Annotated in this window: 11 protein-coding genes; all 11 read left to right on the forward strand. The window is 35.8% G+C overall.

The features are described from left to right. Nucleotides 1-23: 23 nt before the first annotated feature. The 11 genes from lhgO to H6G25_RS14585 all read left to right on the forward strand — a co-directional run bounded on the left by lhgO (nucleotide 24) and on the right by H6G25_RS14585 (nucleotide 13621). On the forward strand, nucleotides 24-1235 hold the full coding sequence (gene lhgO, locus H6G25_RS14535; protein WP_190393100.1) for an L-2-hydroxyglutarate oxidase: 1212 nt from the start codon (nucleotides 24-26) through the stop codon (nucleotides 1233-1235). Nucleotides 1236-1366: 131 nt separating this feature from the next. Continuing rightward, a complete protein-coding gene (locus H6G25_RS14540; RefSeq protein ID WP_190393101.1) occupies nucleotides 1367-2404 on the forward strand; it encodes an SDR family oxidoreductase in 1038 nt (345 codons plus the stop codon). Nucleotides 2405-2544: 140 nt separating this feature from the next. Beyond that, the gene (locus tag H6G25_RS14545) at nucleotides 2545-3513 is read left to right on the forward strand and encodes a glycosyltransferase (RefSeq protein WP_190393102.1); all 969 of its coding nucleotides are present in this window, start codon (nucleotides 2545-2547) and stop codon (nucleotides 3511-3513) included. Between the two features lie 57 nt (nucleotides 3514-3570). Continuing rightward, nucleotides 3571-4584: a glycosyltransferase family 2 protein gene (locus H6G25_RS14550; protein ID WP_190393103.1), complete on the forward strand. Its 1014-nt coding sequence runs from the start codon at nucleotides 3571-3573 to the stop codon at nucleotides 4582-4584. Between the two features lie 27 nt (nucleotides 4585-4611). Next, nucleotides 4612-5460 (forward strand): phytanoyl-CoA dioxygenase, encoded by an 849-nt coding sequence (locus H6G25_RS14555; protein ID WP_190393104.1) that lies wholly within the window; start codon nucleotides 4612-4614, stop codon nucleotides 5458-5460. 53 nt (nucleotides 5461-5513) lie between these two features. Then, nucleotides 5514-6059: a dTDP-4-dehydrorhamnose 3,5-epimerase gene (gene rfbC, locus H6G25_RS14560; protein WP_190393105.1), complete on the forward strand. Its 546-nt coding sequence runs from the start codon at nucleotides 5514-5516 to the stop codon at nucleotides 6057-6059. 2 nt (nucleotides 6060-6061) lie between these two features. Next, entirely contained in the window at nucleotides 6062-7375 is a 1314-nt protein-coding gene (locus H6G25_RS14565) for a Gfo/Idh/MocA family oxidoreductase (RefSeq protein ID WP_190393106.1), read from the forward strand. A 401-nt stretch (nucleotides 7376-7776) separates the two neighbouring features. After that, on the forward strand, nucleotides 7777-8868 hold the full coding sequence (locus H6G25_RS14570; RefSeq protein ID WP_190393107.1) for a glycosyltransferase: 1092 nt from the start codon (nucleotides 7777-7779) through the stop codon (nucleotides 8866-8868). A 53-nt stretch (nucleotides 8869-8921) separates the two neighbouring features. Beyond that, nucleotides 8922-11150, forward strand: coding sequence for a polysaccharide biosynthesis tyrosine autokinase (locus H6G25_RS14575; protein WP_190393108.1), 2229 nt, complete (start codon nucleotides 8922-8924; stop codon nucleotides 11148-11150). 710 nt (nucleotides 11151-11860) lie between these two features. After that, nucleotides 11861-12547: a heterocyst development glycosyltransferase HepC gene (hepC, locus tag H6G25_RS14580; protein WP_190393109.1), complete on the forward strand. Its 687-nt coding sequence runs from the start codon at nucleotides 11861-11863 to the stop codon at nucleotides 12545-12547. Between the two features lie 129 nt (nucleotides 12548-12676). Next, complete coding sequence (locus H6G25_RS14585) at nucleotides 12677-13621, forward strand: hypothetical protein (RefSeq protein WP_190393110.1); 945 nt, start codon at nucleotides 12677-12679, stop codon at nucleotides 13619-13621. Nucleotides 13622-13681 lie beyond the last annotated feature (60 nt).

The following is a 13681-nucleotide window of genomic DNA, read 5'->3' on the forward strand; positions in this document are numbered from 1 at the left end:
ATTGGATTAGGGAAAGATTACTAATGTATGATTTTGCGATTATTGGTGGGGGAATAGTTGGACTTTCCACCGCAATGGCTTTAGGAGAGCGTTATCCCCATGGGAAAATATTAGTAGTAGAAAAAGAGAATCAATGGGCATTTCATCAAACTGGTAATAATAGCGGTGTAATTCATTCTGGTATTTACTATAAACCGGGAAGTTTTAAAGCTAAATTTTCCCGTGATGGTAGCCGTTCTATGGTAGAATTTTGCCAGAAATATGGCATTGATCATGAAGTTTGTGGTAAGGTGATTGTGGCTAGTAATGAAGAAGAATTACCACGCTTAGAAAATCTCTACAAACGCGGTTTAGAAAACGGTATTCCTGTTAAAAGAATTAGCCCAGAAGAAGTTAAAGAAATTGAGCCTCATGTTAGTTGTATTGGTGGAGTTCAGGTACTTAGTACAGGAATTGTTAACTACAAACAAGTTTGTTTAAAATATGCCGAATTAATTAGAAATCAAGGGGGAGATTTACGTCTCAATACCCAAGTTTTAAAAATTGTCCGCAGGGGAAAAAATCAGATATTAGAAACTAACAGTGGCAGTTTTGAAACTCGATTTATAATTAATTGTGCCGGATTGCATAGCGATCGCATGGCAAAATTAGGTAAGGCGAACCCCGAAGCCAAGATCGTTCCCTTTCGCGGCGAATATTACGAACTAACCCCCGAAAAACGCTACTTGGTGAAAACTCTCATTTATCCAGTTCCTAACCCTGATTTTCCCTTTCTTGGCGTGCATTTCACCCGCATGATTGATAACAGCGTTCATGCAGGACCAAATGCAGTTTTGAGTTTGAAACGTGAAGGTTATAAAAAAACCGATTTTGACCTTCGAGATTTTGCCGAAGTTATCACTTATTCTGGGTTTTGGAAACTAGCAGCAAAACACGCTGATGAGGGAATTAAGGAAATAATTCGTTCTTTTAGTAAAGCAGCTTTTGTGAAAAGTTTGCAAAAACTAATTCCCGAAGTGCAAGCAGCAGATATAATTCCTACCCATGCAGGAGTTCGCGCACAAGCATTAATGAATAACGGTTCTCTGGTAGATGACTTTTTAATCATTAACGGTGACAATTCCATTCATGTTTGTAATGCACCTTCACCCGCTGCAACTTCTTCCTTGGAAATTGGGAAAGCTATAGTTAAGCAAATACCAGAACCAACACATTTACACAGTTTAGTAAGTTAGTAGGGTGCGTCAGATACTAAAAATCGCCTAACTTTACTAACAAATCAAGTCTGACGCACCCTACAAAAGAATTTTATCAGCGGACTCTTCAAGAAACAAGTTAATTCCACACATCAAAAGTTTTAACAATCATGAAAATTTTAGTAACTGGAACAGAAGGTTATCTTGGTTCTTTATTACCTTCTTTATTAATGCAAAAAGGACATGAAGTTATTGGTGTTGATACTGGTTTTTATAAAGTTGGTTGGCTATATAACGGAACTAACCTAACAGCTAAAACCCTAAATAAAGATATTCGTGATATTAATCCCGAAGATTTAGAAGGGGTAGAAGCCATTGTTCACATGGCAGAATTATCTAACGATCCTACTGGACAGTTATCCCCCACTATTACTTATGATATTAATCATTTAGGTTCGGTTCGTCTAGCTAATTTGGCAAAATCAGTTGGTGTTCGTCGTTTTGTTTATATGTCTTCTTGTAGCGTTTATGGTGTAGCTAGTGAAGGTGATATTACAGAAGAATCACCAGTTAATCCGCAAACAGCTTACGCAGAATGTAAAACATTAGTAGAAAGAGACGTTCAACCATTAGCTGATGATGATTTTTCGCCTACTTTCATGCGGAATGCTACTGCTTTTGGTGCTTCCCCCAGAATGCGATTTGATATAGTTTTAAACAACTTAGCCGGGTTAGCTTGGACTACAAAAGAAATTAAAATGACCAGTGACGGCACACCTTGGCGGCCATTAGTTCACGCTTTAGATATTTGTAAAGCCATTGTTTGTACCTTGGAAGCACCAAGAGACATTATTCATAATCAAATCTTTAACGTTGGTGATACAGCGAATAATTATCGAGTTAAAGAAATAGCAGAAATAGTTGCTGATGTTTTCCCTGGTTGTCAATTATCTTTTGGTAATAATGGTGCAGATAATCGCAGCTATCGAGTTTGTTTTGAGAAGATTAACAGTATTTTACCAGGATTTAAATGTGATTGGAATGCTCAACTTGGGGCTGAACAACTATTTAATTTGTTCAAACAAATTGACATGACAGAAGATACATTTTTATTTAGAGGTTTTACAAGATTAAAGCAATTAGAATATCTGATTCGCACAGAACAAATTGATCGGGATTTTTTCTGGAATAAACAGGAAAATTATTAATTTATTCCGAAAATATTGTAGGTTGGTTTGAGCGACAGCAAAACCCAACACGATTAATAATTTTCTTGAGTTTCCTTGAGTCAACCCAACCTACATTTCTTATATACCAGGCTATTTTCTCATATCGGTATTACCATATCATGCAAAAACTACTTACCATTGCCATTCCTACCTACAATCGTGCTGCATTGCTAGATAAACAACTAGCTTGGTTAGCAACAGCAATTAAAGGTTTTGAATCAGAATGTGAAATTATTATTTCTGATAATTGCTCAACAGATAATACACCAGGAACTGTAAAAAAATGGCAATCTACCTTTAATAATACTGTATTTATAGCGAATAGAAATCGGGAAAATATAGGATTAATGCCAAATATTGTTTTTTGTCTTCAGGCTGCTGGTAGTAAATATGTTTGGACTGTAGGTGATGATGATCCAATTCAAGAAAGAACTCTGGCTTATGTAATAACTAAACTTAAACAAAATCAGAGTTTAAATTTAATGTTTCTCAACTGTTGTGGACGAGATAAAAACACAAATAAAGTTTTGGTAAAACACTGGTTTACTAGTGATAGTGATGAAATTATTGCTGACAGTAAACCTGTATTTCAAAGGTATTTACAGAATAGTTTTGGTGGGGTACTGTTCATGACAGCTACCATTTATAAAACTGAACTTGTACAGCAAGCTTTACAAAACTGGGCTACTTCTTATAAAAATTTAGCATCTCAAGCCTATTGGACTGGATTTTGTGCTGCTCATGGAAATATCATTGTTACTCAAGATAATTATTTGGAATGTACAATGCACGCTAGTTCCTTAGAAGAAAATCCTCGTTGGTCATTAATGATGCGATATGTGTACATCCCAGAAATTTATCTAAAATTGTTAAGTTTAGGATATTCTTCTAAATTTTGTCAACGGATGATTCTAGAAAATATTTTCAAACTTAGTGATTGGAAAATATTATTCGGCGCTTTGAAAAGGTGGCCGATTTTAGCCACAAATATTATAATTACCTACTTGCAATTGATAGTAAAATTCATCTACAAACTGAATTTTAGTCCCAAAAAATCAGAAATAAATATCTCACACCTAAGCAATTAAATAAAATATCAAATCCACCTTAATAAACATTCTCAAATATTTTTTGTATCAAAGACTATGAACAAATTACTAACTATTGCCATTCCTACTTACAATCGAGCCGAGTTATTAGATAAACAATTAACTTGGTTGTCCAAAGCTATTAAAGGATTTGAAACAGAGTGTGAAATTTTAGTTTCTGATAACTGTTCTACAGATCATACTCAATCTATTATTAGTAAATGGCAAAATATCCTCAAAAACATCACATTCAAATCAAATAAAAATCCTGAAAACATAGGCGTAATGCGAAATATTTTTCATTGCCTAAGTGCTGCCACAACCAAATATGTGTGGACAATTGGTGATGATGATCCAATTCAGGAAAGAGCAGTTACTTATGTGATGGAGAAAATTAAAAATATTGATAATTTATCATTATTGTTTTTGAATTTTTCTGGTCGAAATCAAATTACTGGTGAAGCAGTACATCCACCAAAAATAGTTGGTAATCGCTGGTTTGATGCCGATACAGAAGATGGTAAAGGTGATGGTAAAGCAATATTTGAACATTGTTTTAGTAAAAGTGTAGGAGCAGTAATTTTTCTAACTGCTACAGTATATCGCGCTGATTTAATTAAACGCGCCCTAGAAATTTGGCCAACTGCTAGTAATAATTGGATATCTCTAGCATATTTAGCCGGCTATTGTGCTGCTAATGGCAAAGTAATTGTGACTAAAGATATCTATTTAGAATGTATTGTGGGTGTTAGTTATTGGCAAAAACAACCAAAGTCTGCACTTTTAATGCAATACCAACATATACCCGAAGTTATTTTAAAACTTCAGCAAGTTGGCTATTCTAAAGCATATTGTTGTCGGATGCTTTTACAAAACTACCATGAAGTAGACTTGAAAGTTTTTTTAGGAGCAATGAGAAGATGGCCTGTATCAGCTATTAAGACAGTAGTTCCTTTTTTGGCTTTAGCTAGTGTAGCTGCATTGGAATTAATACCCATGAGAGAATTTAAAGTAGCGGAAGCAGAACTGGAGAGAACAACGACTTTAGAAGTCAGAAGCAATAGAGGATAAAGATTAGTGTTAATTGGTAAGTATACGATGCTTCAAAAAATTCCAGAAAAAATCTCAACTTTAAGTTCTGAGTTAGATTATCGAATGTCACTTCGGCATCATGCTAAAAATTTACCTGCCATTAATTCAACAGATAAATTGATTGTTGATACGCTCAAAAAATCAGGTGTTTACATCACATCTTTGGAAGATTTAGGCTTTTCATCTACTTCTAAAATGTTAGCTACTGCTAATATTTGTACTGATAATATGCTAAATCCCAGAGATATTCATGCAGGATATAAATTACCCCAAATTTATACCGTTACAGATTTACCGGAATTTTTTAATTGGGGAATTGAAACCCGACTACAGAATATCATTGAGCATTATATAGGTTTACCTATCGCTTTTCATGGTGTTCATGTGCGGAAAGACTTTCCTAATGAAAAACAATTGGAAACTTTACTATGGCATAAGGATTCTGAAGATAGACGCATGATTAAAGTCATTATCTATCTCAATGATGTGACTGAAGAACATGGACCATTTGAATATATCCGACTACCAAAAAATCCTCTAGAACGATTAAATAATTATCGAGTTGATTATGAATTATGGCGTGTTAATTTTTTAGGAATTAACGATGATAAAATGATGAAAGTCATTCCTAAATCAGCTTGGAAATCATGTCCTGGTAAAGCTGGAACTGTGATTTTTGCAGATGTAAGAAATATTTTACATCACGGAACTGTCAGAACCCAAGAGCGTTCAACCTTATTTTTCACATACACGGCTAACTCTCCTAAACGACCTGAACTTTGTACACAATATTATGATGATACCTTTCCCAAAATAAATCCTCAACTGGGATTACAATTAGGATTAAAGGTATAAACCTAAAATCAAAACCCATTCCATTATCCTCAACAAAAACTTTCTAAACAGCCATGATTTTTACCTCTACTAAACTTGCTGGTGCTTTCATTATTGACTTAGAAGAAAAGCCCGATTCTCGCGGCTTTTTTGCTCGGACTTTCTGCGCTGATGAATTTATCGCTCATGGTTTAAAACCCACAGTTGCCCAATGTAACCTTTCTTTTAATTATAAAAAAGGTACATTGCGAGGAATGCACTATCAAACTCTCCCCGCAGCGGAAACAAAATTAATTCGCTGCACACAAGGGGCTATTTATGATGTAATTGTTGATATGCGTCCTGAATCTCCAACTTATCTAGCGCATATTGGTGTAGAACTGAGTGCAGAAAATCGTCGCGCTCTTTATGTACCAGAAATGTTTGCTCATGGTTATCAAGCTTTAACAGATGGTGCAGAAGTTGTATATCAAGTGGGTGAATTTTACACTCCTGGATATGAACGAGGTTTACGTTATGACGACCCAATTTTAGAAATTTCTTGGCCGTTGAGTGCTACAGAAATGTCTGATAAAGATCGGAATTGGCCTTTACTAGAATCTATTTTGATAGGAGTTTAATTATGATTATTGTTGATAAGGCTTTACAAGCACGGGCTGCATTAGGTAAACCAGTAAAAGTGGCAATGATTGGCGCTGGTTTTATGGGTCGAGGCATTGCTAATCAAATTATCAATTCTGTGCCAGGAATGGAGTTAGTGGCTATTTCTAATCGTCACATTGATACAGCCAAACGAGCTTATTTAGAAGCAGGAATTGAAAATATCAAAATTGTTGCCAATTTAGCTGATTTGGAAGATGCCATAGCCCAAAATGAATATGCCATCACGGAAGATGCTATGCTCTTATGTGAAGCAGAGGGCATAGATGCAATTATTGAAGTTACCGGGACAATTGAATACGCGGCTCATTTGGTCATGTCTGCGATCGCTCATCATAAACATATCATCTTGATGAATGCGGAACTTGATGGCACAATTGGACCGATTCTCAAAGTCCATGCAGACCGCGCTGGAGTCATCCTGAGCGCCTGTGACGGCGACCAACCGGGGGTAGAGATGAATCTCTACCGTTTTGTCAAAAGCATCGGTTTAAAGCCCCTTCTGTGTGGCAATATCAAAGGTTTACAAGACCCCTACCGCAACCCCACCACCCAAGCAGGTTTCGCTCAACGCTGGGGTCAAAATCCCGCCATGGTGACAAGTTTTGCTGATGGTACAAAAATTTCCTTTGAGCAAGCGATTGTAGCCAATGGTACAGGGATGCAAGTAGCCCAGCGGGGGATGTTGGGATATGACTATACAGGTCACGTTGATGAAATGACCAAAATGTATGATATTGACCAACTCCAAGAACTAGGCGGTATCGTTGATTACGTAGTTGGCACTAAACCAGGTCCGGGAGTATTCGTTTTTGCTACCCATGAAGACCCCAAACAACGTCATTATCTCAACCTGTATAAACTAGGTGAAGGACCTCTCTACAGTTTCTACACCCCCTATCACCTGTGCCATTTTGAAGTTCCCCTATCAGTAGCCCGTGCTGTCCTCTTCCATGATGCTGTACTGACACCAATCGCAGGTCCTGTGGTTGATGTTGTCACCACGGCCAAAATTGACCTCCAAGCCGGAGAAACCCTTGATGGTATTGGTTATTACATGACCTATGGACAATGTGAAAATTCCCCCATTGTTCAACAACAAAACTTACTACCAATGGGTATTGCAGAAGGATGTCGCTTGAAGCGCGATATTCCTAAAGACCAAGTTCTCACTTACGATGATGTGGAATTACCCGCAGGTAGACTTTGCGATAAATTACGGGCTGAACAATCAGTTTATTTTGCTCCTGCGAAAACTTTGGCATTAACAAAATAGTTTTCAAATCAGCGCCAAGATAATTCAGAGGTTTCCTGATATTTTCATTTAACCTCTGAATTTACATATATAATTCCAGTATAATTCCAGAGGCTTCTGTTGAGTCTAAAATTATTTTTTTAACTAACCACTTCCAGCACGGAGGAAAGGGAGGGAAGAGAAAATATCTAACTGAAAGACTTGGATATAGAAAGATGTATTTTAGCGGGGATTATTTTCATAAATTCGTGAGGTTTTTTATGGTTCACACTCCTATTAAACAAGATAAATTAATTGATAATCAACCGATGATACAACCGGGGAATATTGGTCAAAAAATTTATCAAGAGATTGGTATAAAAATCAATTAGTAGAGAACAGTAATTACCAATTACCCATGACAAAATTATAGGTAAACCCTTATGAAAATTGCTCTCGTCCATGATTACTTAACTCAGCGCGGTGGAGCAGAGCGCGTATTTGAATTATTGTGCAAACGCTATCCCGAAGCCGACATTTTCACCTCATTATATGATGCACAAAAGAGTATTGATCTAGGGGAAAGAATTATCAATACCACATTTTTGCAAAAAATTCCTGGTGCAACAAAATATTTTCGGATGTTAGCCCCTCTGTATTTTCCAGCATTTCGGTCTTTGGATCTACAAGACTATGACTTGATTATTAGCAGTAGCACAAGTTTTGCCAAAGCAGTACGGAAAAAACCCCAAGCCAGACATATTTGTTTTTGTCATAATGTTACCCGGTTTTTATGGGATACAGAAACTTATTTACGGGAATACGGAGACTATAGATACTTTGCTCCTCTGATCGAAAAAGTATTTAAGATCATGAGAAATATAGACCTCAAATATTCTCAAGAGCCGGATATTTACATTGCCAACTCTAGCATTGTTGCCAGCAGAATTCAAAATATTTATCACAAACAAGCTATGGTTATTAACTATCCAATTGATACTAGTAACTTTGTTTTTTCCGATACTAAAGAGGAATACTACTTGGCATCGGCGCGGATGATAAGTTATAAACGTCTTGATATAATAGTGGAAGCTTTTAATTGGCTAGGCTGGAATTTATTAATATCAGGTGATGGACCAGAACAAGAAAAATTAAAAGCTCGGGCATTACCCAATATCCAATTTCTCGGTCATGTTAGTGATAGGGAACGTAAAGACTTATTTTCTAAAGCCAAATCAATTATTGTTGCAGCTTTAGAAGATTATGGATTAGTCCCAGTTGAGGCAAATGCTAGTGGTACACCAGTAATTGCTTATGGGGCAGGTGGTGTCTTAGATACTCAGATACCAGGTAAAACAGGCGTATTTTTTAAGAGACAAACACCATGTTCTTTACAAGCAGCTTTACTAGAAGCTGGCGGAATATCTTGGGATTACGAAAACATCCGTAATCATGCGGTTAGCAATTTTTCAGAACAGTCATTTTTTAGTAAGGTGGGGAAAATCATTGATCAAGAAAGTGGTGTGTATTGTTAATTGATTTTTCAGGTGTTTGGGTAGTGTATCGCAGATAAATAAGGATAATAAAAGTGGTTCAAACTAGTCTAAATCCAAATATAAATCCCGCTTCAGAAACAGATCCAGGTTATGGACAAATCTTTGCTGTAATTCTACGACGATTTCCCTGGTTATTATTAGTATTGTTGAGTTCTACTGCTATTGCTGGTATTATGGCCTTAAAAACAGAACCCAGTTTCAAAAGCACCATGCAATTGTTAGTAGAACCTAACTATCAAGGGAAAAAAGAAACTGATAACACTGAAAGTCAGTTTACCGATACTAATGTCGAGGTAGATACCGCTACTCAATTGAACTTAATGCAGAGTTCTGGACTGATTCAAAAAGCAGTTGATCAACTCAAATCCGAATATCCAAACCTAACAGTTATGGATCTGAAAAAGTCCTTAGTATTAACTCAGATTAAAAATACAGAGGATAATATTGCGACTAAAATTTTTCAGGTTGATTATAGCAGTAACGATCCAGAGAAAACTAAAAAAGTTCTGAATACCATTCGCCAAATTTATTTAGAATATAACAAACAACAGCAAGATTCACGCTTACAAAAAGGGTTACAAGTCATTAGAGATCAATTGAGAAAAGCTACTGATGAAGTAACGGCTTCTGAAGCAAATCTACAACGATTTCGGAGAAATCAGAATTTAATTGATCCAGAAAGTCAGGCTAAAACCATAGAGACAACTTTAAATACTGTTCAACAGGAACGACAAACCACTCGCTCTCAATATGAAGAAGCCTTAGCTAGGCAAAAATCTTTGCAAGCACAACTAAACCGTTCTCCACAAAATGCTCTGGTTTCTTCTCGTTTGAGTCAGTCTACCCGCTACCAAGGTTTACTCAACGAAATCCAAAAAACAGAATTAGCTTTAGCACAGGAACGCTTACGCTTCACTGAAGATACTCCCAGCGTTCAAAAATTACAAGAACAACTGCAAGGTCAAAAACAACTTTTGCAAACAGAAGTTAGCAGAACTTTAGGAGAAAGAATTAATCCTGTTTTTAGTTCTGGAGAAAATCTTCTAGAACAGGGACAACTGGGACAAATTGATCTTAATCTCACGGGTCAATTAGTAGAAACCCAAACTACCATAGTTGCACTCAGCGCCCGCGATCAAACTTTAGCAGCAAAAGAGAAACAATTACAAACGGATCTGAAGCGTTTTCCTTCTCTATTGGCTTATTACAATCGCATACTTCCCCAATTACAATTTAGCAGAGAAAGATTGGAGCAATTATTAAGATCTGAACAAAAATTACGTCAAGAACTTTCTAAAGGTGGATTTAATTGGGAAGTAGTAGAAGAACCGCAAGAAGGGGTTCAAACTGGTCCTAATATCAGACAAAACCTATTATTAGGAGCAGTAATTGGTTTAATGTTAGGAGGTATTGCGGCCTTTATTCGTGAAGCCTCTGATGATTCTGTACATACTACTGCTGAATTAGAAAAACAGGTTTCTCTGCCCTTATTAGGAACAACTGCTAAATTGCCACCTGCTAAACCCAGAGAATCAATGATTAAATTGCCATTTGGCAAACCAGAAGTTCTTGCTCCTTGGACAATTCAGGTACTACAATCTCCTCCCCGCTGGGAATCACTTGATCTCATTTACAAAAATATTGAACTACTCAATAATGTCTCTGATTTGAGATCCTTAATGGTGACATCAGCATTACCAGATGATGGTAAATCAGCTTTGGCATTAGGTCTAGCCATGAGTGCGGCTCGTCTGCATAAAAAGGTCTTACTCATTGATGCTAACCTCCGCGATCCTAATCTGCACAAACAGCTAAATCTTCCTAATGAACAAGGACTTTCAACTTTATTAGAAAGTGAAGTTAACCTACCTAATCACATCAGTGTTCCCTACTCTGGCTCATCTTACATTGACATTTTAACCGCTGGACCAATACCGACTGATCCTGCCCATCTTTTGAGTTCTCCTCGCATGAAGCAATTGATGGCCGCATTTGAAGAAAATTATGATTTGGTACTCATAGATGCCCCTTCCGTTCTTGGTTTAGTGGATGCTATGCTCACAGCATCATCTTGCAGAAGTGTAATCATAATGGCAAGTATTGGTAAAGTGACACGCACCCAACTTAATCAAGCTACAGCGATGTTGAGTAAGTTAAATTTGATTGGAGTTGTGGCTAATGGTGTATCTTCATCTGATAGCACCTATGTTCCTTATGTGAAGCCTAAAAAGTTGGTATTGCAACCAGCAATGGAAGAATAAACTAAAATATTTGATAGTCATTCAACCCGATACGATAGCAACTACCAAGTTAGTCAAGACATTCTTAAACGACAAAATCATTTCACCTTTGACTTCTACAAAAACCCCCGTATTCCAATAGGGACTTAAGGGGGTTTTTACATTGAATAAATTCTCGATAAATTATCTAAGAAATTATCTAAGTAAGGCTTGCTGAAAAAACGGATTTTTCTGAAGGAACTACAGAGGACACAGAGGTAGAGAAAAAAGAGGTATTCACCTCTTATTTTATTTAGTATCTCTATATATTTAATAATAATATGTTTGATAAAAACAAAATATTGGTTAACTTTATTTGGTTATAATTAATTCATTTTATCGTGGCTTAATATTTTGCAGAAAAAAGTAATATCTATCTAAAGAGTGAATAAAGAACTTGCTGATTCAGAATCTATTTATCAAAAACATTATATCCTAGAGATTGAAATACCAAATCTTCAAAGGTAAAGGAAATATCATTATCCTTAACTCCCAGTTATCTTAGTTAATTTTTGCTATCTATCTTGATATATACAGATATTGTCAGAAAAAACTAGTTAGCAATGAAAGTGAACTTCACTTATATTTAATATCTGTTTTTACTGTGGAGAGAACGACAGAAAAATACTTATCCTAATTTTCTCTACCGGGGGATAGACTCACTCTTTTACTACTTTATCACTGCTAATATTATGCCAACCTCAGTCATTTCTAATCTAAACCCTATTGTACCTGAGCAATCTGAAAATATTAGATCCCTATCCTGTATATTAAAATGGCGCAGGGGAAAGTTATTGGTAAAAACTTCTGGAAAATTACCACAACAGTATTTAGCTTCACTAGAGAATGAAAACTCTTTAATAGAGTGCTTAAAACATTCTCCAATTACCCTAGTAAGCATAGATCCAAAAATTGGAGATTCTCTATTAAAAATTTGGGCAGATGCTTGTCAAAAAGCTGATAAACCCATATTCATAAACATTCCTGCACATCGTAAATTACCAAAAAAAAGTAATCAATTTTTCAGAAAATTATCAAGAGTAATTGATTGGATTTTGGCCTTATTTTTGCTAATTTTTATGGGTCCGTTTATTTTGGGATTATTTACTACAATGCAAATATATTCTCCAGAATTACTGTTTGATTATCAGTGGTATGTTGGAGAAAATGGGCGAATTATTAAAGCCATAAAGTTTAGCTCAACTGTTAAATATGAGATCACCAATTTTCTTCCTGCTATAGGTCAATACTTTTTAGAAACTGTATCTAATATATTAAATGTATTGCAGGGAAAATTTTCCTTAATTAATAACTGTTGTTTACCTTTAGAAGATGCAGTTAAATTAACAGGAGTTTATGAAGAACAAAATCACCTATGATCTAGCCTATGATCTAGGATGAATATATAGTTGTGTATTCTCAAATATTATTTATCTAAATCATGACTTTTTCCTGTTTTCGTATTTATGATCATGAATTATGTAGGTAATTAAAAAATAAGGAAAATCATGCAGACAGCGATTTGTACTGTATTTGAAAAAGACTATCATTACGGTGTAGGTGCATTAGTAAATTCCTTGTATCACCACGGTTTTCGAGGCATATTTTGGGCTGGTTATCGTGGAAATTTACCCCATTGGGCTAAATCTCTGAAAACAGAAAATGGTTATCAAGAGTTTTCTGTGGCGGAAGGTTGTAAAATCCGATTTGTTAAACTAACAACACCAAAGCATTTCGGTTTTTATAAACCTGATTTTATGTGCCAATTATGGGAAAATTATTGCCCAGATATTGATGCATTATTTTACTTTGATCCTGATATTGTTAATAAATGTGAGTGGGATTTTTATGAAAATTGGGTAAGTCGAGGAATTGCTCTTTGTGGTGATTCTTGGTATCTTGTTTCGGCGAACCATCCTCGACGGTTAGCATGGAAAGAATTTGCTGAAAATAATGGTTTTGCTTGTGAACGTGAGTTAGATTATCACTACAATAGCGGCTTCATTGGAGTTCATAAAAACTACAAATCTATCTTGGAAATGTGGCAGAAATTAGAAGAATTGGGTGAGATGGCAGGATATGCCAATTTAGAGGATCTTTATAACGGTAATACCTTTAATCATTATCCATATCTTTATGGAGATCAGACTTATTTAAACTTAGCATTGATGCTGACTAATTATCCTTTAAGTACCGTTGGACCAGACGGAATGGATTTTATTCCTGGTGGTACTATTATGTCTCATGCTACAGTTCCAAATGTTAAACCTTGGCGCAAAAAATTGCTTTTCAGTGCTTTAGATGGTAGTTCTCCCACCATAACTGATAAATTATATTGGCGACATAGCCAAACACCTATTCAACTGTATTCAATGGCAAAAATATTATGGCAAAAATTTGAAATTCTCTGTGCTTCTGCTCTTGGTCGTTTTATCCGTCGTGTTCCTATGTAAAGATGTATTTTCTTCTAATTGATGCTTCTGTGCTTAATTATCAAAATTATTGGCCAAAAT

Source organism: Dolichospermum sp. FACHB-1091 (assembly GCF_014697585.1).
Lineage (GTDB): Bacteria > Cyanobacteriota > Cyanobacteriia > Cyanobacteriales > Nostocaceae > Dolichospermum.